The sequence below is a fragment of the Rhizobium sp. BT-226 genome, assembly GCF_025847085.2.
Lineage (GTDB): Bacteria > Pseudomonadota > Alphaproteobacteria > Rhizobiales > Rhizobiaceae > Rhizobium > Rhizobium sophorae.
On sequence record NZ_JAOYTI010000002.1, the window covers coordinates 1,542,269 to 1,565,964 of the forward strand.

General features: G+C 63.6%; 23 protein-coding genes. 9 read left to right on the top strand and 14 right to left on the bottom strand.

The window, feature by feature from the left end:
- Window positions 1-45 precede the first annotated feature (45 nt).
- From OIU37_RS17845 to OIU37_RS17860, 4 genes are read left to right on the top strand one after another with little or no spacing between them, the layout of a single operon-like run.
- Window positions 46-1,323 (top strand): imelysin family protein, encoded by a 1,278-nt coding sequence (locus OIU37_RS17845; RefSeq protein WP_171601889.1) that lies wholly within the window; start codon window positions 46-48, stop codon window positions 1,321-1,323.
- Between the two features lie 47 nt (window positions 1,324-1,370).
- A complete protein-coding gene (locus tag OIU37_RS17850) occupies window positions 1,371-3,107 on the top strand; it encodes a di-heme oxidoredictase family protein (RefSeq protein WP_264258195.1) in 1,737 nt (578 codons plus the stop codon).
- Window positions 3,107-4,207 carry an imelysin family protein gene (locus OIU37_RS17855; RefSeq protein WP_264258196.1) on the top strand — a complete coding sequence of 367 codons (1,101 nt, stop codon included), beginning with the start codon at window positions 3,107-3,109 and terminating at the stop codon, window positions 4,205-4,207. The genes OIU37_RS17850 and OIU37_RS17855 overlap by 1 nt, the downstream gene beginning before the upstream one ends.
- 4 nt (window positions 4,208-4,211) lie before the next feature.
- Window positions 4,212-5,291, top strand: coding sequence for a DUF1513 domain-containing protein (locus OIU37_RS17860; RefSeq protein WP_171601892.1), 1,080 nt, complete (start codon window positions 4,212-4,214; stop codon window positions 5,289-5,291).
- 16 nt (window positions 5,292-5,307) lie between these two features.
- Here OIU37_RS17860 and OIU37_RS17865 read toward each other — a convergent pair whose 3' ends face one another.
- Window positions 5,308-6,384, bottom strand: a complete 1,077-nt coding sequence (locus OIU37_RS17865) for a DUF2252 domain-containing protein (protein WP_264258197.1) — start codon at window positions 6,382-6,384, stop codon at window positions 5,308-5,310.
- Window positions 6,385-6,651: 267 nt separating this feature from the next.
- Between OIU37_RS17865 and OIU37_RS17870 the strand changes: the two genes are divergently transcribed.
- The 4 genes from OIU37_RS17870 (at window position 6,652) to OIU37_RS17885 (ending at window position 10,991) form a co-directional block, all read left to right on the top strand.
- Window positions 6,652-7,101 (top strand): PaaI family thioesterase, encoded by a 450-nt coding sequence (locus tag OIU37_RS17870; protein ID WP_003544704.1) that lies wholly within the window; start codon window positions 6,652-6,654, stop codon window positions 7,099-7,101.
- Window positions 7,098-7,736 carry a 5'-methylthioadenosine/S-adenosylhomocysteine nucleosidase gene (locus OIU37_RS17875; RefSeq protein ID WP_003544703.1) on the top strand — a complete coding sequence of 213 codons (639 nt, stop codon included), beginning with the start codon at window positions 7,098-7,100 and terminating at the stop codon, window positions 7,734-7,736. Before OIU37_RS17870 ends, OIU37_RS17875 begins: the two co-directional genes overlap by 4 nt.
- A gap of 116 nt (window positions 7,737-7,852) precedes the next feature.
- Window positions 7,853-9,415 (top strand): glutamine-hydrolyzing GMP synthase, encoded by a 1,563-nt coding sequence (guaA, locus tag OIU37_RS17880; protein WP_264258198.1) that lies wholly within the window; start codon window positions 7,853-7,855, stop codon window positions 9,413-9,415.
- Between the two features lie 319 nt (window positions 9,416-9,734).
- On the top strand, window positions 9,735-10,991 hold the full coding sequence (locus OIU37_RS17885; protein ID WP_264258199.1) for a tyrosine-type recombinase/integrase: 1,257 nt from the start codon (window positions 9,735-9,737) through the stop codon (window positions 10,989-10,991).
- On the opposite strand, the gene OIU37_RS17890 is transcribed toward OIU37_RS17885, so the two are convergent.
- From OIU37_RS17890 to OIU37_RS17910, 5 genes are all read right to left on the bottom strand, one after another.
- Entirely contained in the window at window positions 10,981-11,250 is a 270-nt protein-coding gene (locus tag OIU37_RS17890) for an AlpA family transcriptional regulator (RefSeq protein WP_264258200.1), read from the bottom strand. The two genes, OIU37_RS17885 and OIU37_RS17890, sit on opposite strands and share 11 nt — an antisense overlap.
- 257 nt (window positions 11,251-11,507) lie before the next feature.
- On the bottom strand, window positions 11,508-11,897 hold the full coding sequence (locus OIU37_RS17895; RefSeq protein WP_372353419.1) for a flavodoxin family protein: 390 nt from the start codon (window positions 11,895-11,897) through the stop codon (window positions 11,508-11,510).
- Window positions 11,792-13,123: a translation elongation factor Ts gene (gene tsf / locus OIU37_RS17900; RefSeq protein ID WP_264258201.1), complete on the bottom strand. Its 1,332-nt coding sequence runs from the start codon at window positions 13,121-13,123 to the stop codon at window positions 11,792-11,794. The genes OIU37_RS17895 and tsf overlap by 106 nt, the downstream gene beginning before the upstream one ends.
- Before the next feature lie 10 nt (window positions 13,124-13,133).
- The gene (locus tag OIU37_RS17905) at window positions 13,134-14,000 is read right to left on the bottom strand and encodes an alpha/beta fold hydrolase (RefSeq protein WP_264258202.1); all 867 of its coding nucleotides are present in this window, start codon (window positions 13,998-14,000) and stop codon (window positions 13,134-13,136) included.
- Window positions 13,997-14,419 carry a helix-turn-helix domain-containing protein gene (locus tag OIU37_RS17910; RefSeq protein ID WP_264258203.1) on the bottom strand — a complete coding sequence of 141 codons (423 nt, stop codon included), beginning with the start codon at window positions 14,417-14,419 and terminating at the stop codon, window positions 13,997-13,999. Before OIU37_RS17910 ends, OIU37_RS17905 begins: the two co-directional genes overlap by 4 nt.
- Before the next feature lie 252 nt (window positions 14,420-14,671).
- On the opposite strand from OIU37_RS17910, the gene OIU37_RS17915 reads away from it, so the two are divergent.
- Window positions 14,672-15,568, top strand: coding sequence for a LysR family transcriptional regulator (locus OIU37_RS17915; RefSeq protein ID WP_264258204.1), 897 nt, complete (start codon window positions 14,672-14,674; stop codon window positions 15,566-15,568).
- Here OIU37_RS17915 and OIU37_RS17920 read toward each other — a convergent pair.
- Genes OIU37_RS17920 through trbE form a run of 8 tightly spaced genes read right to left on the bottom strand, consistent with a single transcriptional unit; the run spans window position 15,565 to window position 23,688 of the window.
- A complete protein-coding gene (locus OIU37_RS17920) occupies window positions 15,565-15,792 on the bottom strand; it encodes a DUF2274 domain-containing protein (protein ID WP_264258205.1) in 228 nt (75 codons plus the stop codon). The genes OIU37_RS17915 and OIU37_RS17920 overlap by 4 nt on opposite strands.
- Complete coding sequence (locus OIU37_RS17925) at window positions 15,792-17,018, bottom strand: TrbI/VirB10 family protein (RefSeq protein WP_264258206.1); 1,227 nt, start codon at window positions 17,016-17,018, stop codon at window positions 15,792-15,794. Before OIU37_RS17925 ends, OIU37_RS17920 begins: the two co-directional genes overlap by 1 nt.
- Window positions 17,015-18,064, bottom strand: coding sequence for a P-type conjugative transfer protein TrbG (trbG, locus tag OIU37_RS17930; protein WP_264258207.1), 1,050 nt, complete (start codon window positions 18,062-18,064; stop codon window positions 17,015-17,017). The genes OIU37_RS17925 and trbG overlap by 4 nt, the downstream gene beginning before the upstream one ends.
- On the bottom strand, window positions 18,061-18,744 hold the full coding sequence (trbF, locus tag OIU37_RS17935; protein ID WP_264258208.1) for a conjugal transfer protein TrbF: 684 nt from the start codon (window positions 18,742-18,744) through the stop codon (window positions 18,061-18,063). Before trbF ends, trbG begins: the two co-directional genes overlap by 4 nt.
- Window positions 18,744-20,108, bottom strand: a complete 1,365-nt coding sequence (trbL, locus tag OIU37_RS17940; protein WP_264258209.1) for a P-type conjugative transfer protein TrbL — start codon at window positions 20,106-20,108, stop codon at window positions 18,744-18,746. Before trbL ends, trbF begins: the two co-directional genes overlap by 1 nt.
- A gap of 4 nt (window positions 20,109-20,112) precedes the next feature.
- The gene (gene trbK-alt / locus OIU37_RS17945; protein WP_264258210.1) at window positions 20,113-20,475 is read right to left on the bottom strand and encodes a putative entry exclusion protein TrbK-alt; all 363 of its coding nucleotides are present in this window, start codon (window positions 20,473-20,475) and stop codon (window positions 20,113-20,115) included.
- A gap of 10 nt (window positions 20,476-20,485) precedes the next feature.
- Complete coding sequence (gene trbJ / locus OIU37_RS17950) at window positions 20,486-21,253, bottom strand: P-type conjugative transfer protein TrbJ (protein WP_264258211.1); 768 nt, start codon at window positions 21,251-21,253, stop codon at window positions 20,486-20,488.
- Complete coding sequence (trbE, locus tag OIU37_RS17955; protein ID WP_264258212.1) at window positions 21,250-23,688, bottom strand: conjugal transfer protein TrbE; 2,439 nt, start codon at window positions 23,686-23,688, stop codon at window positions 21,250-21,252. Before trbE ends, trbJ begins: the two co-directional genes overlap by 4 nt.
- Window positions 23,689-23,696 lie beyond the last annotated feature (8 nt).

Below are 23,696 nucleotides of genomic sequence, written 5' to 3' on the forward strand. Positions count from 1 at the left end.
AGACGGAGCCCGATTAGACGGAAAATCCCGTCACAGGAGAGGATCATGAAGCTCAACCGCAAATTCCGCGCAGCCGTGCTGGCGATCGCCCCCGCAGCCCTGCTCGCCCTTCCCGCGCATGCCGAGACCAATGCTGCCGCCGTGGTGAAACACTATGCCGACGTGGCGCATGCGAAATACGAGGACTCGCTGACGACGGCCAAGGCGCTCGACGCCGCGATCGACGCCTTCCTGAAGGCGCCGACCGATGCGACGCTCAAGGCCGCCAGGGAGGCCTGGATCAAGGCGCGTGTCCCCTACCAGCAGACGGAAGTCTATCGCTTCGGCAATCCGATCGTCGACGACTGGGAAGGCAAGGTCAATGCGTGGCCGCTCGATGAAGGCCTGATCGACTATGTCGATGCTTCCTACGGCACCGAGAGCGACGAGAATTCTCTCTATGTGGCCAATGTCATCGCCAACAAGACGATCAAGATCGACGGCAAGGATGTCGACGCCTCCAAGCTGACACCGGAATTCCTCTCCGGCACGCTCGCCGAGGCCGGCGGCATCGAAGCCAATGTCGCGACCGGCTATCACGCCATCGAATTCCTGCTTTGGGGTCAGGATCTGAACGGCACGGGTCCCGGCGCCGGCGACCGCCCGGCAACCGATTACGACCTCAAGAACTGCACGCACGGCAATTGCGACCGCCGCGCCGAATATCTGAAGTCCGCCTCCACCCTGCTCGTTTCCGATCTGCAGGAAATGACCGACAACTGGAAGCCGGATGGTGCAGCGACGAAGAACGTCGAAACCGATCCGAAGGCCGGCCTCGTGGCGATCCTGACCGGCATGGGTTCGCTTTCCTACGGCGAGCTTGCCGGCGAGCGCATGAAGCTCGGCCTGCTGCTGCACGATCCGGAAGAAGAGCATGATTGCTTCTCGGACAATACCTACAACTCGCATCTCAACGACGCGATCGGCATCGCTGCCGCCTATACCGGCAACTATACCCGCGTCGACGGCAGCAAGCTCAGCGGCCCATCGCTGCACGATCTGGTAGCCGCCAAGGACAAGGCGCTCGATGCCGAAGTGGAAGGCAAGCTCAACAAGACACTCGATGCGATGAATGCCATGGCAAAGCGCGGCGAGACCGTCGAGAAGTACGACCAGATGATCGGCGAAGGCAACAAGGAAGGCAACGCCGTCGTCCAGGCCGCCATCGACGGGCTGATCGACCAGACGAAATCGGTGCAGCGCGTTATTGCCGCACTCGATCTCGGCACGGTTCAGCTTGAAGGTTCCGACAGCTTGGATAATCCTAACGCCGTCTTCAAATAAGCAAAAAGGCGGGCCGCTTCGACAGCCGGAGCGGCCCGGACCCTGAAATGCCATCTATTGCCTCCCTCATTCCTGTGCTCGTCACAGGAATCCAGCCACGGCGCGTCGGCGCCGTGAATGACTCGGTCAAAGGGGAGTCTTCCGCGCCCAAAGACTTGGGCGCACTGGATTCCTGTGACGAGCACAGGAATGAGGGAGCAGAGGGGGAAGCGCGCGCGGGCACCGTTGAGTTTGCCGCTCGGGATCATCGCCTCTTATCAAAACGTCGCCTATCCATTCGCATCGCCGCCTTCGCGGCTCTTGCAGCCGCGCCCGTCAGCATAGCCGCCGGTTTCGACCTGCCGACGAAACGCACCGACCTTTCCGAATCCGATCTGCAACGCGTCGCCGACGTCACCCGGCCGACAGCGGATTTTTCCAAAGCCGAACAATACGAAGCGATGCAGGCAGGGGCGACGACCTCGATCGACCCTGTCACCGAGGACAGCTTCTCGCATATTTCGGCCAACATCCCCTTCGAGGAAGAGCAGAATTTCAAACTCGGCAATGCGCTCTTCCGCAAGCTCTGGGTGTCCGCTCCCTCCTCGACGCAGGCTTCCGATGGTCTCGGGCCGCTGTTCAACGCCCGCTCCTGCATGAGCTGCCATGTCAATGACGGCCGCGGCAAACCGCCGGAGGGAGGTCCGAGCGCCACCTCGATGTTCCTGCGGCTTTCCCGCGCCGCCACGACGCCGGAGGACGAAAAGGCCATCGCGCAGGCTGATGTCGTCAATTTTCCCGATCCGGTCTACGGCCACCAGCTGCAGGATCTCGCCGTTCCCGGCCTTGCCGCCGAAGGGAAGATGGCGATCAGCTACCGCGAAGAGAGGGTGACGCTCGGCGACGGCGAGACCGTGTCGCTGCGCCGGCCGAGTTATGCGGTGACGAACCTTGGCTATGGGCCGCTCGACCCCGCGACGACGATTTCGCCGCGTGTCGCCTCGGCGATGATCGGCCTCGGACTGATCGAGGCCATTCCCGAAGCCGATATCCTTGCCCATGCCGATCCGGACGATGCCGACGGCGACGGCATTTCGGGGAAGGCGGCGATCGTGCGCGACCATCGCAGCGGCAAGATCGCGCTCGGCCGCTTCGGCTGGAAGGCGCAGAACGCCACGGTGCGCGACCAGAGTGCCGATGCCTTTGCCAATGATATCGGCATCTCGACGCCCGATCACCCGGATGCGCAGGGCGATTGCACCAAGGCGGAAGAGAAATGCCTTGATATGCCGACCGGCGTGCAGAAAAGGCTGGGCGCAGAAGAAGCGCCAGCTCCCATTCTCGACCTCGTCACCTTCTATTCCGGAAATCTTGCCGTTCCGGCGCGCCGCAAGGCGAGTTTCGCCGAGACGCTGCAGGGCAAGCGGATCTTCTACGAAAGCGGCTGCATTTCCTGCCATGTGCCGAAATTCGTCACCCGGCGGGATGCGCCCGACAAAGCGCAGTCCTTCCAGCTGATCTGGCCCTATTCCGACTTTCTTCTGCACGACATGGGCGACGGGCTTGCCGACGGGCAGCAGGTCGGCCTTGCAAGCGGACGTGAATGGCGCACGCCGCCGCTATGGGGTATAGGACTGACCCGGACTGTCAGCGGACACAGCTTTTTCCTGCATGACGGCCGTGCGCGGAGCCTCACCGAAGCGATCCTCTGGCATGGCGGCGAAGCTGAAAAGGCCCGCAACGCTTTCTCCGCCCTGCCGAAAGACGACAGGGCGGCCCTGATTACATTCCTGGAGTCACTTTGATGCGCCTTTGGCACCCCCTGCTCTGCCTTCCTGTGATCGGTCTCGCGACATCCGCGGCCGCCCAGACGGCCACTCCCCCGGCAGGGCTGAACGAGGATGCCGTTCCCGCCGTCATGCAGCGCGCCGTCGACGAGGTGATCCGTCCCGGCTATCGCAACATGCAGCAATCGGCCGCCCGGCTGACGACGGCGATGAAGGATCTTTGCGCCGACGGCACGCAGCAGACGCTCGACAAAGCGAAGTCCACCTTCGACGACACGATCCGCTATTGGTCGATCATCGAGATCGTCCAGACCGGGCCTGTTATCCAGGACAATCTCTTCGAGCACATCCTGTTTTATCCCGACCGCAAGGGCGTCGGCCTCAAGCAGGTGCAGGCGCTGATCGCCAAGGCCGATCCGAACGATGCGACCGTTGATGCGATCGCCGGCAAGAGTGTTGCGTTGCAAGGGCTGACGGCGCTGGAATACGTGCTTTACGGCAATGGCTCCGACGATCTCGTCGGGCAGAAGGGCAGTTTCCGCTGCCTTTACGGCCAGGCGGTCGCCGGCAATATCCAGCGTGAGGCCGGCGAAGTCGTCGCCGCCTGGGAAAAGCCCGACGGCGTGCAGGCGAGCTGGAAACATCCAGGACCGCAGAGCAATGATTTCATGGACAACAAGGAAGCGGTGACGGCGTTGCTCGGCATTCTCGTCCATGGCGCGGAGAAGGTCCGCGACCAGCGGCTGGAGCAGTTCTACAAGGGCAAGGACACCACGCCACGGCCGCGCATGGCGATCTACTGGCGCTCCAAGAATACCTGGAAATCGATGGCCGCCAATCTGGAGGGCCTGCGCACGCTCTGGCAGAAGGCCGGCATGGCCGAACTTCTGCCGCCGGACAAGCAGCCGATTGCCGCCGCGATCGACGAGGACTTCAAATCGCTGCTCGACAGCGTACCGAAGCTCAATCCCGACATCGACGTCGCCACAAGCGATGCGGAGAAGGCCAAGCTCGATACGCTGCTTGCCGAAAGCCGCGACCTGATCACCCGGATCAGCGACGAATATGGCGCAGCCATCGGCCTTTCGGCCGGCTTTTCCTTTTCGGACGGAGACTGAGACGATGATGCAAAGTGCCGCAATCGACCGACGCAACTTCGTCAAGGCGGCCGGCCTTGGCTTCCTTGCTTCTTTGGCGCCGAGGTCGCTGATGGCACTCGAGCGGACCGATGCGGTCTATGCCTCGGGCATTCGGGCAGCCGACGGCTCCTTTGCCATTGCGACCGTGACCGAGCGCGGCGAGATCGTCGATCAGGTGGCGCTTCCCGCCCGCGCCCACGGCATGGCCTTCAGCGCCAGTACCGGCAAGACGGTCGCCTTCGCGCGCCGGCCCGGCACCTATGCGATGATCTTCGATCCCTGGAACAAAAGCGAGCCGATCGTCATCAGCTCCAGGGAGGACCGGCATTTCTACGGCCACGGCGCCTTCTCTCCTGACGGCCGCTTGCTCTACGCCAGCGAGAACGACTTCGACGGCAATCGGGGCATGATCGGCCTCTACGACGCCACCAACCGCTTCGCCCGCATCGGCGAATTCGAGACCTACGGCATCGGTCCGCACGACATGACGGTGTCCGACGACGGACGCCTGCTCATCGTCGCCAATGGCGGCATCGAGACGCATCCGGATTTCGGCCGCACCAAGCTCAATCTCGGAGAGATGCAGCCGTCGCTGGCGCTGATCGATGCGGCAACCGGGGCGCTGGTCGAAAAACATGTGCTGCCGGCAGAATGGGCAGAACTCTCCACCCGCCATGTCGATCTCGACGGCGAGGGTCGCATCTGGTTCGCCTGCCAGTATGAAGGCCACCGCAAGGATTTGCCGCCGCTTGTCGGCCATTTCGCCAAGGGCGAGAATCTTACCTTCATCGACCTGCCGGAGGAGACGACGCGCAGGCTTGCCAATTACGTCGGGGCGATCGCCGTCAATCGCAGCGAAGGTCTCGTCGGCATCACCTCGCCGAAGGGCGGCGCCTCGGTGACCATCGACGCTAGGACGGGCAGGATGCTGGCCGAGACTTCCGTTCGGGATGCAGCGGGCATCGCGCCGGCAAGAAGCGGCTTTGCCGTTTCTTCCTATGACGGCGATTTCCTGTCGACCCGTAGCGACGTCGCCTGGGATCAGCACATCGTGCGGATCTAATCACGGAAGCAGAGTTTTAGCCGCTACGCGAATAGGCTTTCTGCTCGGCGCTGACGCTCGATGCCGCGGCCCTTGCCGCCTCATGCAGCCAGTCGTTTCCCCGCGCTGCCAAATCCTTCGAGATCGACGCAATCGCCGCCGCATCGTCGGAATGGCAATTGGCGATCTCGAAGCCCATCAGTTCGAGCATCGTCGGCGAAAGCAGGATCTCCGGATGCCGGTCGATTTCGATCTTGCAGCTGTTCGGCGAGAGCCGGCGCACGAGGATGCGGCCGGAGACCCGGTAGTGAGGATCGGCTGAGCGCGCCCGCCCATTGGCGATCTCGCTTGCATGGATCGCCACATCCTGCGGCCTGTGGCGAAGCGACCAGGCGGACGGCACCAGCGCCTTTGCCTCGCGCAGCACCGGTCCACCTTGCCATTCGGCATAGGCGACGAAACGCGGCCGGCCGAGGCTGCCGGTGCCGCCGCTGCGCGGCTTCGCCACGAAAGGTCCTGATCCCAACGGCAGCGCGTCTGCAAGCGCCTTGACATAGGCTGATGGTGCCGGCTTCTTGCCGGGCTGCAACATTTCATATTTCTCCCAGAATTCCCGGCGTTCGGAATTCGGCAGCAGCAGCGCCTTGCGCAGCCATTTGTGGTCGCGCTCGAGGATGACGGGCAGCGGATTTTCGAGGCCGCGGCGATAGCCGCTCAAGATCAATTGGCCGATCATGCGAACCGAGGGACCGTCGCCGCCGCGGGCCAGGACGGCGCTTGCAGCAAGGCGAACGAGATCCAGCGCATAGGGCATCACCGCCGCGTCGTCGAAATCATTGACGCCCCAGACGAGCCGGCCCTCGACATCGCGCCAGGTGCCGAAATTCTCCAGATGCGTATCGCCGATTGCCAATACCTCGGGAGCGCGGCCGAGTTCCGGGCAGATATCGAGGACGATCTCGCACCAGCGCCAATAGGTGGCGCGCAGGAAGACGAAATCGTCGCCTCGCATCTTCTCGTGCTTCTCCCGCAGATCGTCCTTGACGAGATCGTCACCGAGTTCGCCGGCCAGCCAGGTCTCGAAATTCCGCACCGATTGCGATATCGTCGTCATGCTGGCGCTCCATCATTTCGCGACCCGATGCGGAGAATACGCGCACCGCGCGAAGCTGCAATCGTCTTCGCATCGGATCGCCAAGATCCAGCGGTATTGGCCAGCGGTACCGGCCAGCTGTACCGGCTTGCACGGCGGCGGAAAGGTGAAGGGTTGCCCCGGCGACACGGTCCCGGGTTTCCATCGCCGCCCGGACCGAATTCAGCAATGTCCAGCTTGTCGAATGCGGCGCGCCATGCCACTTTCGCGGCTGCAAGAGGGGCAGACATGAGCGAGACTGACAGGGGCGATTTCCGCGCGCGAATCCGCCGCAATTTTGCGCGTCAGGCGGCGATGGAAACGATCGGCGCAGAGCTGACGCGCGTCGAGCACGGCGTCGTCGAGATCGAGCTTCCTTTCGACGTCAAACTGACACAGCAGCACGGCATCCTGCATGCGGGCATCATTTCCGCGGCGCTCGATTCGGCTTGCGGCTTTGCGGCCTACAGCGTCATCGACCCGGAAGCCTCGATCCTGACGATCGAGTTCAAGGTCAATCTCATGTCGCCGGGGCGTGGCGATCGTTTCCTGTTTCGCGGGGAAATCACCAAACCCGGCTCCACCATCATCGTTGCCGACGGACGAGGCTACGCGATCAGCGACGGGCCGGCGAAACTCATCGCCTCCATGACCGGAACGATGATGGTGATCCGCGGTAGAGAGGGCATTACGGGATGAAGTTTGAACTGAAATCGGTCGCCGGGAAATCCATCCTTTTCGTCATGGCGGCGGAGGCCGAATACGGTCCCTTCCTGCGTTCGCGCATCGAACCTTTGATGACCGGCGTCGGTCCGGTCGAGGCAGCCATCGCGCTGAGCAAGACATTGGCGCGGCTGGATGCCGTCGACGACCTGCCCGATCTCGTCGTCTCCCTCGGCTCGGCCGGCTCCGCGAAACTGGAGCAGACCGAAATCTATCAGGTGACCTCGGTTTCCTACCGCGACATGGACGCCTCGCCGCTCGGCTTCGAAAAGGGCAAGACACCCTTTCTCGACTTGCCCGCAACGCTTGAGCTGCCGCTGCGCATTCCCGGCATTGCCGAAGCAAGCCTTTCCACCGGCGGCAACATCATCTCGGGCGCCGCCTATACAGGCATCGACGCCGACATGGTCGACATGGAGACCTATGCGGTGCTGCGGGCCTGCCAGGGCTACAAGCTGCCGCTGATCGGCCTTCGCGGCATTTCCGACGGCGCCGTCGAGCTACAGCATATCTCCGGCTGGACCGAATATCTGCACATCGTCGACCGCAAGCTCTCCTATGGCGTCGACAGCCTGTTCACGGCGCTGGAGGACGGGGTTTTCTGGTTCTGAGCCCTTGAAGCGCCGCGCGCCTTGTCAGACGCGCGGGGGACAATCGGAACAATAAAAACCTGATCCCGCCGATTTCCCGGATTGCCAGGCGAAGCGCTTTTCATTAAAGCCTCGCCATGACCCAGACAGCACATCCCGACTCCGTTCTCATCGTCGATTTCGGCAGCCAGGTGACCCAGCTCATTGCACGGCGCGTGCGCGAGGCCGGCGTCTATTGCGAGATCGTTCCCTTCCAATCGGCCGAAGAAGGCTTCAACCGCCTGCAGCCGAAGGCCGTGATCCTGTCCGGCAGCCCGGCTTCCACGGTGGACGAGGGATCGCCGCGAGCGCCCCAGATGATCTTCGACAGCGGTCTGCCGGTCTTCGGCATCTGCTATGGCCAGCAGACGATGTGCATGCAGCTCGGCGGCAAGGTAGAGAGCGGCCACCACCGCGAATTCGGCCGTGCCTTCCTCGAGGTCGACAGGGACTGCCAGCTGTTCGAGGGCCTCTGGTCCTCCGGCTCGCGCCACCAGGTCTGGATGAGCCATGGCGACCGCGTCACCGCGCTGCCGGATGGTTTCGAAGTGGTCGCCACCTCCTCCAACGCGCCCTACGCCTTCATCGCCGACGAGAAGCGTAAATATTACGGCGTGCAGTTCCACCCGGAAGTCGTGCATACGCCTGACGGCGCCAAGCTGATCGGCAATTTCATTCATAACGTTGCCGGCATCAAGGGCGACTGGTCGATGTCGGCCTATCGCCAGAAGGCGGTCGAGCAGATCCGCGCGCAGGTGGGCGACAAGCGCGTCATCTGCGCGCTTTCGGGCGGCGTCGACAGTTCCGTCGCGGCCCTCCTGATCCACGAGGCCGTCGGCGACCAGCTGACCTGCATCCTCGTCGACCACGGGCTGATGCGTAAGGACGAGGCGGCCGGCGTCGTCGCCATGTTCCGCGAGCACTACAATTTGCATCTGCTGCACGTCGATGCCGCCGATCGCTTCATCGGCGAACTCGAAGGCGTCAGCGACCCGGAAACCAAGCGCAAGATCATCGGCCGGCTGTTCATCGAGACCTTCGAGGAAGAGGCAAAGAAGCTTGGCGGTGCCGATTTCCTCGGCCAGGGCACACTCTATCCCGACGTGATCGAGAGCGTTTCCTTCACCGGCGGCCCGTCGGTGACGATCAAATCGCATCACAATGTCGGCGGCCTGCCGGAGCGCATGAAGATGCAGCTCGTCGAGCCGCTGCGCGAGCTCTTCAAGGACGAGGTGCGCGCGCTCGGCCGCGAACTCGGCCTGCCCGACAGTTTTATCGGCCGCCACCCCTTCCCAGGCCCCGGCCTGGCGATCCGCTGCCCCGGCGGTATCACCCGCGAAAAGCTGGAGATCCTGCGCGAGGCCGATGCGATCTATCTCGACGAAATCCGCAAGGCCGGCCTTTACGACGCCATCTGGCAGGCCTTCGCCGTGCTGCTGCCCGTTCAGACCGTCGGCGTCATGGGTGATGGCCGCACCTACGAATTCGTCTGCGCGCTGCGCGCCGTCACCTCGGTCGACGGCATGACGGCGGACTTCTACCACTACGACATGGAATTCCTCGGCCGCGCCGCGACCCGCATCATCAACGAAGTGCGCGGCATCAACCGGGTGGTCTACGACGTCACCTCGAAGCCGCCTGGTACGATCGAGTGGGAATGATTTAGGCCCCTCCCGCAGTATCCATTTGTACGCCCCAGTACGACGTAACCGATTGAAATATAAAGATAACTATCGCAGAATCTATCGTCGTCTATCGAGGGGCAGCGCTCCGATTTGACGGTATGGAAGACGGTATGGGGGAACTTGTTCAATCGAGGATTTCGCTATACCGTCAAGGCTAAGAGAGCTGCTGACGGTATCGTTTTTGGAAATAACAGGCTGAATAGAAAAGGGAATTCCGCTTCCAGCGCCCCCTGTTTTGGCCTGACGGTATAATGGGTGCCTCTCTGCTGTTTTTAGGACGGTTTTGGAGGCTCCCATGCTTACTGATACTGCGATTAAGGCGCTGAGATCACAGAAGAAACTGTACAAGGTTAGCGATCGTGACGGTATGTACGTCGTGGTGCAGCCGTCGGGGGCCATCGTGTTCCGGTACGACTACCGCCTCAACGGGCGTCGCGAGACGCTGACGCTCGGCCGATACGGCCCAGATGGCCTTTCACTTGCCAGGGCTCGCGAGAAGCTGATCGATGCGAAGCGGGCCATTTCTGAGGGCCGGTCGCCTGCTCAAGAGAAGCAGCACGACAAGCGGCGACTGAAGGAGGCGAAGCGGTTCGGCGAGTTTGGCGAGAAGTGGTTCCAGGAGTCGCGTATGGCGGACAGCACGCGCGCCATGCGGCGCTCGATCTACGAGCGCGACATCTTGCCAACGTTCCGAAACAGGCTTCTGACAGAGATCACGCCTGACGATCTCCGCATGATGTGCGGGAAAGTGAAAGAGCGCGGGGCTCCAGCCACGGCCGTCCATGTGCGGGATATCGTGAAGCTGATCTTCGCGTTCGGAATCTTGCATGGCGAGAAGGTCGCGAATCCGGCGGACGAAGTTGGGCCCGCATCTATTGCGACGTTCGTTCCTAAAGACCGTTCGCTGTCTCCTGCGGAGATCCGCGTCATGCTCGGTCAGCTCGAGCATGTGCCGACGTTGCCGACTATACGGCTGGGAATGAAGCTCTTCCTCCTAACGATGGTCAGGAAAAGCGAGCTGCAAGACGCGACGTGGGATGAAGTCGATTTCGAGAATGCCGTCTGGTCGATACCCAAGGAGCGAATGAAGCGGTCGAAGGCACACAACGTCTATCTGTCACAGCAGGCTGTCGACATTTTCATCGCGCTAAGAACCTGCGCAGGCAATTCGCGCTATGTCCTTCCGTCGCGATATGACGCTGACGCGCCGATGTCGCGGGCGACGTTCAACCGAATCACGACCGCGGTCGTTGTCAGGGCGAAAAAGGAGGGGCTTCCGCTCGAACCCTTCACTGTTCACGATCTTCGACGCACAGGCTCGACCCTGTTGAATGAGCTCGGCTTCAACAGTGACTGGATCGAGAAGTGCCTCGCGCACGAGGACGGCCGATCCTCGCGTGGTGTCTACAACAAGGCGGAGTACGAGCATCAACGCCGGCATATGATGCAAGAGTGGTCCAATCTGGTGGACGCGTGGGTCGTGGGGCGAAAGTATGTTCCGACGCTTCTGCCGGCCACGATGGAACTGCTTGAGCTGGAGCCTAGTGTTTGACGGGCCGCGAACGGCGCAATCTCACGTCGGGGCTTGGAGCGCGCTTAACAGCATTAGCCCGAGAGGCGTGACGCCGAGCCTCGAGCCAGGCTTCGACCTCCGCCAAGTCCCAGACGACGCAGCGCGCGGTGAGATAGAAGCGCTGCGGGAATTCTCCTCGCTGCTCCATGTCGTAGATCGTGCTGTCGGCAAGCGGCACGATCTCTCGTAGCTGCTGCCGGCGAATTGTCCTGCGGGCGACATGCTGCGCGGCGCTCATACCGTATCTCCACTTCTTTGCTCTTGTGGAGATAGAAGGCGATAGATGTTCCGCATTGAAGCCCCCGCGTGAACGTGTGCGGTGATATCGGGCAATAGCGTGCACATCGGCGGGGTTTTCTCCTCCTCGGGACAGAGTCAGAAGCGTCTTTGCGGCGGTTCGCATGGCCTTTTTCGTAGTGCGGATGCGTTCGCCGGAGTCAAAGCTCCCTCATCACGCGACGGCTCGGAGCCGTTCCTGGTCGTTGATAAAGTCGATCACAGCCGGGTTGAACCGCTTCGACGCGTTGCACGCGACGAAGTGGCCAACGCCGTCGAACTCGCTTCTTGGAACGCCTTAAGGGCAGCCGAGGCGCCTGCAACGTAGGTCGGAGCTCCGAAAATCATCGCGTCGGCTTGCTCCAGCGTATCCCATGCCTTGGCTGCCGCCTCGACGTCGAGGCTTACCACCTCGACGCCGTCGATCGAGGCAGCGTCAGTGGCGACGGCCTTCGCAAGGCGTTCGGTGTGACCGTACCCACTATGGTAGACGATCGCGACGCTTAGACTTTTCGTGCGGTATCCCCGTTGTCGTGCTGTGATCTCCGCAATCCTTGTGTCAGTGCTTTCAGGTCGGGAACGAACACGACCTGACCGCGGTGGTTGGATTCGTAGACGAAGTCGCGCAGCGCCGAACTCGCGCTGAGTTCGGAGGAAATGTCGCCGACAATGGCGACGCGTGTGCCGAAGTTCGAGAACTTCTGCAGAATCGTCCCGGCCTTCCTTGTGCTGAGGGGGAAGAAGTCCGTCGACAGACGCTCCACAGGCAGGGCGATGATGGTCGCTCCGCCCGACCATGCCGCATTGATAAGATCGACGGCGTCACGATCGTCCCGCAGCTTCGGTCCACGAGGCGAGATCTCAAAGACCCGCTCATTGCCGATGGCGGTCAGTTTCGAAGGGCGCTCGTCAGACCAATCGTTGCCGAAGGTCCATTCGAACTCCGCAGCTTCGGCAACACGCGCGTCGTGCGCGGCGTCCTCTCCAATGCGGAAACAGACGAAACCCTCGATGTGAGCATCGGACCCGGCCTCGGCAGCCAGAAACTCGGCGACGGTCATCGAGGGGTCGAGCAGGTAGCGTTGTCGAGGAAGGACGGTCTGATCGTAGAACCGCTCCAGCCGTGCTTCGATGGCGGAACTGACGTCGCGTTCGTCTGGGCTATGCTCACGGTCGTCGTCGATTCTCAACCGCTTCTGATCGCGAATCGACGGCGGAACATGATCGACGCTCGACCACAGCGGCGCGGCGCCGACGACGTGCATGGCCAGCTTCTTGGCAACTAAATTGCGAGACGAACCGGGGGCATGTCCGCTGATTGCCACCAGCGCCACCATTCTCGCAAGGCCCGGCACCGGCGGATTGTGCGCGTATGCGCCGATCAACCCATTCTCGGTCCTGAGGATGCTTGCCCTCCGGACATGAATGTTCTCGCCGAACGTTGCAGCCAGTCGTCGCACATAGCCTGCGATGTCTCCCTGACCATCGGGCGACGGCGCTGCGAGCGTATCGGCTAATTCGCCTCCAACCGTGAACGTGGCACGCGCGATAGCTTGCGCTGCTTGTTGAAACAGCGGATTGCGGGCAGTGAAGTCTGTCTCTGCAGCGAGCTCAACGATGACGCCGCAACGACCATCAACGAGGAAAGCAAGCAGCCCCTCGGCAGTAGGTCGTCGCTCGGTCGCGGCGGGTAATAGATGCCGTTCATGCAGGAGTTTCACTGCCGAATCGAGGTCGCCACCTGTGTCGATCAGTGCGTCTCTGCAACTCATCACTCCGGCCGCGGTGCGCTTCCGAAGGGCTTTGACGAGGTTGATATCGATCTTCTCCTTCAAAGCGACGCTCCTATGCTGACGCTGTCGGTTTGGCCGCCAGGAATGCTTCGATCTTCGAAGTCTGACCGGGTACGAAGTGATGGGCGTCTGGAAGGAACGACATCGTCAGGTCATGAACGTGCGCCTCGAGACGCGCGCGGGTGCCGGGCGCGTCGATAAAGACGTCCTTACCACCGATGATCGCCAGGACAGGCATCGATAGCCGATCTAACGCAGCATCCTCGAACCGGGGGAGCGCCGCTGTGCGCGGCCGGAAGTGACTGAAGATCAGTTCTAGGAAGGTTGCCACTGCCGCTTGATCCGGGGACGGCGCACCGCTCGGACCTCCGGCGATCCGCTCAATCATCTTGCGGCGGCCCCACCGGCCAAGCATCAAGAGCGGCAGCGCCCAGATGAGGACGTTCCGAGGCTGCCCGACACCGGCAGGGTTGATGACGACGAGTTTCTGCACGCGCTCAGGACGGCGCGTCGCGTAGTCGAGCGAGAGCCAGCCGCCCATGGAGATGCCGACCAGCGACGCGGGTTGGATCGAAAGAGCGGCGAGGACCTCGTCTAGCCATCGCGCATGCGCGTCGGTATCGAGCGCGGGGCGGTTGAAGGCGCTGAGACCAGCATCGCCGATGATGTCGACAGCAAACACGCGGAATCGCTGGGTCCACGCGACGACGTCGCTCAGCCACATAGCGGAATTCGCGGCAGTGCCATGCAACAGGACGACGGCCGATGCATCGAGCGGGCCGCTTTCAATCACAAACGTTTCGCCCGCTGAGGTCGGCACAAGATGGCGACGGCTTGGCGAGGGCCAATGCTCCAGAAGGTGCTCATAGCTCTCGCGGACCGCCTTCGCGCCTTCTGGCGTTCGGAAGGCGGAACTCATGTACGCCCCTCCAGCAGGACTTCGGAGAGTTGCAGGAGCTCGGCAGCATCCGATGGCCGGGCGACGATGATGATCTTGACCTGCTTGTTCGCCGGATCGTGTGTGACGTCCACGCTCATGGGCTCGGCAGACCGGCCGTTTGCCTTGCGGGCGCCGGTCAGAAGTGCCGCCATCCTCCGTGCGAACTCGGCATCCGCGTTGGAGATATCGACGATCGTGGTCGACCTAACCTCGCGCGACGTGCCCCGAGCCGAACGATGATCACCAACCAAGGCGGCAAGGTCTGAGCGCAAGATGCGATACTGGCGGCCAACCTTGGTGGCGCGCAATTGACCCTGACGAATGAACTTGAGGACGGTCTTTGGATGCAGCTTCAACTGCTCCGCGGCGAACTCGACCGTATAGAACTCTTCCGACATTTTGTTACCCCTGGCAGGCTTTAAGTTCCTCTAAATTCCCTGTATAGGAGAACCAATCGCATATAGTGGTTTTTAAGGGTTATAATGCGGAGTTTAGAGGAATGGAAGAGAGCTTCCGAAGGAGGTTCGGGGATAGATGGATCTCGTCGGCAGGTTGGTTTTGGATGGCTACCTGCGGCCCAGGCTGGCGATCGCGTCGGATGAACTACAAGCTCACGCCGTCCATGCGGAGGTCGGAGCGGAGGGCCGAGAGTGCCCGATCTCTCGCTTGACCTGCGATACCTTCGTTATGCCCATCTTGCCGCGGAGTACGGATCGTTCCGTCGCGCGGCACTATCCATCGGGGTCAACCAGTCTACGCTCACACGCCGAGTACAGCTTCTCGAGCGGCGGCTCGGCGTCGCTCTGTTCGAGCGCCGCCGTACTGGGGTCGTCCTGACTCCCATTGGTAGCCATTTCCTTCAGGAAGCGCGTGTTGGAGCGGAGCATCTCCACAGGGCGGTCAAGGAATTGGCGTCGTCCCACACCGGGCAACACGGGCACTTGCGGATCGGCCTGATGGGAACGCTTACTCAAGGCCCCTTGCCGGAACTCCTGAGAACCTATCGACGAAAATATCCGAAGGTGAAGATCCGAGTGGAGGAAGCTTCGTTCGATGACACCCTCGCGGGCGTATCGCGAGGGCGGCTCGATGTCGCCTTTGTCATCGGAGAGCCGCAGATCGAGGGGTGTGACGCGTTGCCTGTTTGGAAAGAGCCGCTCGTCGTCGTTACGTCGGCCGAACATCCTCTTGCGCGGCTAGCGACTGTCGGATGGAGCGACCTCACCGAAGAGACAATCCTTGTCAGTTCGGACGCCTTTGGGCTCAAGGTCACGGAGATTCTGGGGCGGCATCTGCGACGCCTCGGCAGCAGACCGCAACTATCTTTGCAGCAAGTCGGTAGAGACAATCTCATATACCTGGTGCGAGAGGGGTTCGGACTGACGCTCGCAGTGAAGTCCATGATCGGCCCGAACGCCCCCGACTTGCGCATCTTGCCTGTTCAGTCCGCAGATCACCTGCAATGGACCGCGGTTTGGCCCGCTCAATGCGCGAACCCGGCGCTGAGACATTTGACGGAGCGCCTAAGACTTCGCGGTGAGCATTAACCGGCGGTTTGAGCCCGGCGGAGCTTTGTGAAGCCGCGATCCGTCGCGATGAAGCGCTCCAACATCGGAACAACGAGCTTGTAAGGCTCGATCGCCCCTTGTCCGTGCTCGCGGCCCATGGCATCTCCGTATGCAACCAGATCTCGATGCAACGAAGCGGGTAGTTCCACCGTGATCTTGACTGGCTTTTCGTCAATCAAAGGGCCGAGTTTGAGCTTGGGCATCACGAGCCTCCATAAGGTTCTAGAACCAGGTCTCGCGTGACGATGACGCGCACCGGGAAGCCGGGCCGAATCGTGAGCGTCGGAGCGATATTGAGCTGGCGCCGGACGATCTGTTGGCCCGCATCATTAATCGTGTCCTGACCGCCGTTGCGGATCGCCTGGATTAGTCGATCGTCATTGTCCACGGCGAGTTCGGCGCCGACGCTGAGCAGGGTTGAGAGGCCCGCGGCTTTGGCGAGGTCCCACCAGTGGTAGTCGACGCCATCCTGTAGGCCGGCGTAGCCCTCGGCGTCTGCGCCCGGCTGGCGCTCGAGAACGATCGACCGTCCGTTCGGGAAGATCAGCCTGTTCCATACCAACAGCACGCGGCTTTGTCCGAACTGGACGTTGTTGTCGTATTGGCCAATGACGCGCGTCCCCTGGGGCACAAGCAGGATGCGGCCGGTCGGGCTGTCATAGATATTTTCGGTCACCTGAGCCGTGATCTGTCCCGGGAGATCCGATCGAATCCCGGTGATCAGTGCGGCAGAGATCACGGCGCCCGCCTGCAGCACGTTTGGTGAGGCTGGCGCGGCGACGCGATCAGCCGCGACCGTTCGTCGATCTGCGGCTGCATTCAAGAAGGCATTCTGCCGATCCTGCGCCGTTGGCGTCGCCGGCGGCGGGGCCAGCCCGAGATTGGTGAGATCGGGCGTCGGTTGTGCGCCGGGCGTTGTATGGGATGGGGTTGCTGCCGCCGTCCGGGTGTCGGTGGAGGCGAACAAGCGCGCCGTGCGTGCCGATTCAAGCTCCTGAATGCGGCGCTGCTCTTCCGGACTGAGACCAGGGTTGGGCGGGGCGACGCCGGGCGTCGGTACGATTTGGCCGCGATTCTGTGCGCCAAGGATGGGGCGGCCGAGGTCGCCCGGAAGCGGCGGGCCAAGCTGAGGCACACCGCTATAATCGCGCGGTAGGCCGCCGATGCCGTCGGCGGCCGGGCGGTTCTCGGTCGAGTAAAGTTCCTCGTTCGGCCGACCGCCATCGCGGGTTTGAAGCGCATAGATGAGCGCACCGCCGATCCCAACGCTCGCGACCAGGCCGAGACCGGCCAGCACTTTTCGCGACAGTCGAGTGACGCGCGGCGGTTCGGCGCGCAGCCGCATCTGCGCGAGACCCACGGGCTCGCCGGTCAACGACCGAGCCTCCTCGTCCGGCCCTTCCTCTTTCCGGGGATTGGCCTCGCTCATGACGCCGGCCTCCCATCGGTACGCACGATGCGAACGCGCTTCTGGCGATCGCCGGAGCCGTATCGCAACTCGGCGGCGGCGAAGAGCCGATCGACGATCATGTGATGACCGCGAACCCGGTAGTTCACCAGTTCCGAGGTGTTGCCCTCCGGGCCGACAACGAACAGCGGCGGCATCTCGCCCTGGCCAATGCCGCGTGGGAATTCGATGAAGACCTGGCGGCCGTCGTCGAAGGCGCGTAGCGGCCGCCATGGCGCGCGGTCGCCATCGACCGCGTAGCGGAAGTTGACGTTGGCGAGGTCGACGCCGGATGCGACCGGCTGCGCGGCCTCAGCCTGTTGGTTCTGGCGGCGCAGCGCGATGAGTTGGTCTTGCGGATACTGCCAGGAGACCGAGGCCATATAGGTCCGCTCGGTCGAGCGCAGCTCCATGTGATAGGTGCGCAGGTTGGTGTTGATGACGAGATTGGTCATCAGGTCCGGCCGGGTCGGCTTCACCAGGATATGGACCTGCAGCGTCGCTCCGGCGCCACTCTGCGTGTCGCCGATGATCCAGCGGACTGTGTCGCCGGCGGCGACCGGGCCCGATCCGACCAACTGCTCACCCGGCTGCAACGCAATGTCGGTGATCTGCCCGACGGCGGTGTAGACCTGATAGAGCGCGCCTTGGGTGAATGGGTAGACCTGCATCGAGTTGATGAAGCCGTTACGCACCGGCTGGATGCGCGCCGCGGCGTTGGCCTGGTTCACGCGCGCCGTGGGGTCGGTCGGCTCCGGCGTCGATCGGGACGGCTCGACGCGCTGCATCTGCCCCGGCAGCGGAAGCGGCCGTGGGATCTCGACGACGGTGACCGGCGCGGGCGGATCGACGGTTTGCACCGCTGGCGCAGCAGCGTCGTAGGAGATTTCGGGCGGCGGAGTGCTGGTGGCGCAGCCGGCAAGCGCGGACGTCGCCAGCATCAGGATCGGCAATGCGCCTCGGCGCAAAGCCGGGACTGCGGAAATGTGTGAAGCCGGGTTTCCGGCTTTACGGAAATACGGTTTCATTGCCCAAGCTCCCGTGACCAGTTGATGGCGTTGACATGGATGCCGAGCGGGTTCGCCCTGAGCCGATCGGCGTTTCGAGGGACCTGCACGACGATCGTCAGGATGGCGGTCCAGCGCTCGGTCGTGGCGAGCTGGCCGTTCTCGTAACGGCGCTCGACCCACGCGACACGGAAGCTGTCCGGAGACGCGCGGATGACGCTCGAGACTTCGACGGCGATTTGCTGTCGGCCGACCTTGGTGAACGGGTCGTTGGCCCGCGCGTAGTCGTTGAGCGCCGCTGCCCCGCGGTCGGTCGTGAAGTCGTAGGCGCGCAGCCAGTTCTGCCGCACGATGATGGCGTCGGCCGGGATCGAGCGGACCTGCTCGATGAATCGCGCCAGGTGGAAGGCGATCTGGGGGTCGGTCGGACGATAGTCGGCTACGGCGGGGGCTACGGCCTGGGCCTGGCCGAGCCGGTCGACCTGCACCACCCAGGGGACGATCGTGCCGCGCGCCGATTGCCAGACCAGCGCAGTTGCGAGGCCGGCGGAGAGGATCAGCGAGCCGAAGGCCATCAGCCGCCAGTTCCTCGCCTGGACGCGCGAGGAGCCGATCCGCTCGTCCCATACCTGTGCGGCGCGCTGGTAGGGTGTCTCGGGTTCGGGGGCTTTGCCGTAGTGGGTAGAGGGTCGTTTGAACATCAGCGGTCGCCTTCGGAAAGATTGACGGAAGAGCCGCCGCCATGGGCGTCGCCCGAGCGCACGGCATGGGCGGTCGCCTGGACGGCGTGGGTCATGCGTTGCGATCGTCGCATGCGCTGTGCCCATGCGGGCGGTCCGCCGGCGGTTGCCGGAGCAGCCGAGCCGCCGCCGTCGCCGGCTGCATCGCCGCCGACCGATCCCATCGTTGAGGAGCCGCCAGTCGCTTCGAACGCGGCTTTACCGCCGGCATTGAAGCTGGAGCGCATGCTCTCGGCGGCGCGTGAGGCGGCACGGCGCAGCGGCGAGACGGCCGCGCTGCCGCCAGCGCGGGCGACACCGCCAAGGCCCGACGCGACGCCGCTGACACCGGACTGGCCGGCTGCGCCGAGACTGTAGGCCGTGGATGCTCCGCCAGCGATCGCGGCGCCGCCCCGTGCCGCGGCGGCTGCGCCTCCGGCAAGGGCCGCGCCGCCGGATGCGACGGCACCGACCGCGCCGGCGCCGGCGGCGATCATGCCGCCGGCCGCGAGGCCCGTACCCACCGCTGCGCCGGCGCTGAGCTGCGGGCCGCCAGAGACGATGCCGCTGGCGATGCCGGGGCCGAAGATGCCGAGGCCGAGGAGCGACAGCGCGGCCAAGACGATGGCCATGGCCTCGTCGATCGAGGGCGTGGCGCCGCCAAAGCCTGCGGTGAACTCGGAGAACAGCGTCGAGCCGATGCCGATGATGACGGCTAGCACCAGCACCTTGATGCCGGAGGAGATGACATTCCCGAGCACCCGTTCGGCCATGAAGGCGGACTTGCCGAACAGGCCGAATGGAATGAGGACGAAGCCGGCGAGCGTCGTCAGCTTGAATTCGATCAGCGTGACGAAAAGCTGGATGGCTAGGATGAAGAAGGCGAGCAACACCAGCGCCCAGGCAAGGAACATGCAGGCGATCTGGATGAAGTTCTCGAAGAACGACCAATAGCCCATCAGGCCGGAGATGGATTCCAGAAGCGGCCGCCCGGCATCGAGGCCAGTCTGGGCCACCTTGCCGGGCCGCAGCAGATCGGCGGTCGTGAAGCCTGTGCCGCTGGCCTTCAGGCCCAAGCCCGCGAAGCTCTCGAAGACGATGCGCGCGAGGTTGTTCCAGTTGCCGATGATGTAGGCGAACACGCCGACGAACAGCGTCTTCTTCACGAGCCGGGCGAAGATGTCGTCGTCGCCGCCCCATGACCAGAACAACGCTGCCAGCGTCACGTCGATCACGATCAGGGTCGTGGCGATGAACGCCACTTCACCGCTTAACAAGCCGAAGCCTGAATCGATGTAGCGGGTGAAGACTTCGAGGAAGTGGTCTATGACGCCGGTGTTGCCCATGACGCTACCGCGTCTCGGTCGGTGGCGACACCGGCACCGGCTGGGCCGAGACATCCGCGTCCGCTGGCGGGTGTGGAGCTGGCGCGGCTTCCGGCAGCCGCTCGGCCGGTCGAGCACCCGGCGCGAGGAAGCGGTTGCGGTTCTCCGCCCAGGCCCGCAGGCAGGCAGGATCACGCGGCCCGGCTTCGCCGAGCGCCTGGCACCGGAACAGCTCCTCGCGCAGTGGGTCGGACGGGGCCGTGCTCGGTCGCGACGAAGCCCAGCTCTCCGCCGGCTCCTCATCCCGGCTTAACTCGATCGCCGTCGCGGTGACGGCCACCGCGACGAATACCACCGCGCCAAGTCGGGCGAGCATCTTGCCGTCCATGGCCGCGCCCTCAGTTGCCGCTGTTGGGGAACATGCGGGCGTTTCCCGCCTGGTAGCCGGAACCCGGCGTGAGGAAGCGGCGGCGCTGCTCACGGCCCTGCTCGACGGCCGCTGCGCGCTCTGCCTCTGAGAGCGCCTGTGCGCGACCGTTGGCAGCGACGACGGCCGTGAGATCCGCGAGCTGCTGCGCCTGAAGCGCGAGGAGCTGATTACCGGCTTGCGTCGCCTGCAGCGCGCCGGTCGCCCCTTGGCTGCGGCCGATCAGAGACGACATCTCGGACCGGTTGGTGTCGATGTTGCCGACGACACCGGCCTGCACGCGCATGGCGTCTTGCAGTCCGCCGACGGTGTTCTGCCAGCGCTCGCGGGCACCCGCGACGAGCGCCTGATCGGAAGCCGACATCGAGGCGTTGCCATAGGTGGTCTGGAATGCCTGATCGATGTTTTGGACATCATAGGCAATCCGCTGCGCCTGTTGCAGCAGCTGCTGGGTGCGTTGGACTGACTGCTGGAGTTGTTGGATAGATGAGTACGGCAAGCTCGCAAGATTGCGGGCCTGATTGATCAGCATCGTCGCCTCGTTCTGAAGGGAGCTGATCTGGTTGTTGATCTGCTCCAGCGACCTGGCCGCCTGAAGCACGTTCTGCACGTAGTTCGTGGGATCCTTCACGATCAACTGTGCCGCCGCTGGCGGCGCCCAGAAGATCGGTGACAACGCGGTGGAAGCGGTGAGCAGCGCTGCGGCAAGGCGCACGCCGCGCGAACGGCGCGGGTTCATGAGGACGTCTCCATGTTGTTGAGGTTGGGGATGAGATCGGCGGCCCAGTCGAGGCCGCGCTGGCGCAACCAGGCCGCTAGGAAATCCTCCCGGCCGTGAGCTGCGATAGTCTGCGCGATGGCGGCCTGATCGGTCTTTGAGGATGTTGCACAGAGGGCCAGCGCCACATCCGACAGGCCGAGCTCGAACAGGCGATTGCCGCGCCGTGACTGGCAGTAGTAGTCGCGCTTGGGCATGGCCCGGGCGAGGATCTCGATTTGGCGATCGTTCAACCCAAAGCGGCGATAGATCGCGGTGATTTGCGGTTCGATGGCCCGTTCGTTCGGGAGCAGGATACGGGTCTGGCAGCTCTCGATGATGGCCGGTGCGATCGCCGAGCCGTCGATGTCTGAGAGCGACTGGGTGGCGAAGATGACGCTGGCGTTCTTCTTGCGCAGCGTCTTTAGCCATTCGCGAAGCTGACCCGCGAAGCCCTCGTCATCGAGGGCGAGCCAGCCTTCGTCAACGATCAGCAGCGTCGGCCGGCCGTCGAGACGATCCTCGATGCGATGGAAGAGATAGGCGAGCACGGCGGCGGCGGCGCCCGTGCCGATTAGTCCTTCAGTCTCGAACGCCTGGACCGAGGCCTGTCCAAGATGTTCGGCTTCGGCATCGAGCAAGCGTCCATAGGGGCCTCCGACGCAGAACGGCCGCAGCGCCTGCTTGAGGTCGTTTGACTGGAGCAGGACCGAGAGGCCCGTCAGCGTGCGCTCGCCGATCGGCGCGGAGGCGAGCGACGAGAGCGCCGACCAGAGATGCTCCTTGACCTCGGGCGTGATCGAAACGCTCTCGCGTCCCAGAATGGCAGTGAGCCAGTCCGCCGCCCAGGCCCGTTCCGCGACATCGTCAATCTGGGCAAGCGGCTGGAGCGACACGCTGTCCTCGGCGCCTTCGGTGAGACGGCCGCCGAGGTCGTGCCAATCGCCACGCATGGCGAGTGCCGCGGCCCGGATCGAGCCGCCGAAATCGAAGGCGAACACCTGAGATCGTGCGTAACGGCGAAACTGAAGCGCCATCAGCGCGAGCAGCACCGACTTGCCGGCGCCGGTCGGTCCGACGATCAGCGTGTGACCGACGTCGCCGACGTGGATGGAAAGCCGGAACGGGGTCGAGCCTTCGGTCTTGCCGAACAGCAGTGGGGGTGCTGCGAAGTGCTCGTCCCGTTCCGGTCCCGCCCATACCGCTGACAGCGGGATCATGTGGGCGAGATTGAGCGTGTTGATGGGCGGTTGCCGGACATTGGCGTAGGCGTGCCCAGGCAGGCTGCCGAGCCAGGCGTCCACCGCGTTGATCGTCTCGGGCATGGCGGTGAAGTCGCGCCCCTGGATGACCTTCTCGACGAGGCGCAGCTTCTCGGCGGCGATGCGCGGATCGTCGTCCCAGACCGTGATCGTCGCCGTCACATAGGCTTGGCCGGCATAGTCCGCGCCGAGCTCCTGCAGCGCCATGTCGGCATCGGCCGCCTTATTCGCGGCGTCGGTATCGACCAGCGCCGAAGCCTCGTTGGTCATCACCTCCTTGAGGATGGCCGCGATCGACTTGCGCTTTGCGAACCATTGCCGCCGGATCTTGGTGAGGAGCTTGGTGGCGTCGGTCTTGTCGAGGAGAACGGCCCGTGTCGACCAACGGTAGGGAAAGGCCAGCCGGTTCAGCTCGTCGAGAATGCCGGGCGTGGTCGCGGTCGGAAATCCGACAATGGTGAGGATGCGCAGATGCGTGTCGCCGAGGCGCGGCTCGAGCCCGCCGGTGAGCGGCTGATCCGCAAGTAGCGCGTCGAGATAGATCGGCGTCTCGGGCACACGGACGCGGTGGCGCTTCGTGGAAACCGTCGAGTGCAGGAAGGTCAACGTCTCGGCGTCATCGAGCCAGTCGCATTCCGGCATGAAGGCGTCGATGAGTTGTAGGATGCGATCGGTGCGATCGGTGAAGCCGCGCAAGACTTCGTGGGCATCGACGCCGGCGTGATCGCGCCCTTCGTAGAGCCAGGTTTCGGCGCGTGCGGCATCCTCGGCCGGCGGCAGATAGAGGAAAGTTAGGAAGTAGCTGGACTCGAAGTGCGCTCCGGCTTCCTCAAAATCCGCTTTGCGTTCGGCGTCTACGAGCGCGGACGCGCTGTCGGCGAACATGCTGGCGGGATAGGTAGCGGCGCCGTGCCGCTGTGCCTCGACGAAGATCGCCCAGCCGGAGCCGAGGCGCCGGAAGGCGTTGTTGAGCCGTCCGGCGACCGCGATCAGCTCGGCCGGCACGGCGCTGTCGAGATCGGGGCCACGAAACCGCGCGGTGCGCTGCAGACTTCCGTCCTTGTTGAGCACGACGCCTTCGCCGACCAGCGCGACCCAGGGGAGGAAGTCGGCAAGCCGGGTGTTGCGGTTGCGATATTCGGCAAGGTTCATCATGGCCGCGC

Bases quoted from the DNA above. Each gene is read 5' to 3' on its own strand.
- OIU37_RS17845 (WP_171601889.1), top strand. From the start codon at position 46: ATGAAGCTCAACCGCAAATTCCGCGCAGCCGTGCTGGCGATCGCCCCC.
- OIU37_RS17850 (WP_264258195.1), top strand. From the start codon at position 1,371: ATGCCATCTATTGCCTCCCTCATTCCTGTGCTCGTCACAGGAATCCAG.
- OIU37_RS17855 (WP_264258196.1), top strand. From the start codon at position 3,107: ATGCGCCTTTGGCACCCCCTGCTCTGCCTTCCTGTGATCGGTCTCGCG.
- OIU37_RS17860 (WP_171601892.1), top strand. From the start codon at position 4,212: ATGATGCAAAGTGCCGCAATCGACCGACGCAACTTCGTCAAGGCGGCC.
- OIU37_RS17865 (WP_264258197.1), bottom strand. From the start codon at position 6,384: ATGACGACGATATCGCAATCGGTGCGGAATTTCGAGACCTGGCTGGCC.
- OIU37_RS17870 (WP_003544704.1), top strand. From the start codon at position 6,652: ATGAGCGAGACTGACAGGGGCGATTTCCGCGCGCGAATCCGCCGCAAT.
- OIU37_RS17875 (WP_003544703.1), top strand. From the start codon at position 7,098: ATGAAGTTTGAACTGAAATCGGTCGCCGGGAAATCCATCCTTTTCGTC.
- guaA (WP_264258198.1), top strand. From the start codon at position 7,853: ATGACCCAGACAGCACATCCCGACTCCGTTCTCATCGTCGATTTCGGC.
- OIU37_RS17885 (WP_264258199.1), top strand. From the start codon at position 9,735: ATGCTTACTGATACTGCGATTAAGGCGCTGAGATCACAGAAGAAACTG.
- OIU37_RS17890 (WP_264258200.1), bottom strand. From the start codon at position 11,250: ATGAGCGCCGCGCAGCATGTCGCCCGCAGGACAATTCGCCGGCAGCAG.
- OIU37_RS17905 (WP_264258202.1), bottom strand. From the start codon at position 14,000: ATGAGTTCCGCCTTCCGAACGCCAGAAGGCGCGAAGGCGGTCCGCGAG.
- OIU37_RS17910 (WP_264258203.1), bottom strand. From the start codon at position 14,419: ATGTCGGAAGAGTTCTATACGGTCGAGTTCGCCGCGGAGCAGTTGAAG.
- OIU37_RS17920 (WP_264258205.1), bottom strand. From the start codon at position 15,792: ATGCCCAAGCTCAAACTCGGCCCTTTGATTGACGAAAAGCCAGTCAAG.
- OIU37_RS17925 (WP_264258206.1), bottom strand. From the start codon at position 17,018: ATGAGCGAGGCCAATCCCCGGAAAGAGGAAGGGCCGGACGAGGAGGCT.
- trbG (WP_264258207.1), bottom strand. From the start codon at position 18,064: ATGAAACCGTATTTCCGTAAAGCCGGAAACCCGGCTTCACACATTTCC.
- trbF (WP_264258208.1), bottom strand. From the start codon at position 18,744: ATGTTCAAACGACCCTCTACCCACTACGGCAAAGCCCCCGAACCCGAG.
- trbL (WP_264258209.1), bottom strand. From the start codon at position 20,108: ATGGGCAACACCGGCGTCATAGACCACTTCCTCGAAGTCTTCACCCGC.
- trbK-alt (WP_264258210.1), bottom strand. From the start codon at position 20,475: ATGGACGGCAAGATGCTCGCCCGACTTGGCGCGGTGGTATTCGTCGCG.
- trbJ (WP_264258211.1), bottom strand. From the start codon at position 21,253: ATGAACCCGCGCCGTTCGCGCGGCGTGCGCCTTGCCGCAGCGCTGCTC.
- trbE (WP_264258212.1), bottom strand. From the start codon at position 23,688: ATGATGAACCTTGCCGAATATCGCAACCGCAACACCCGGCTTGCCGAC.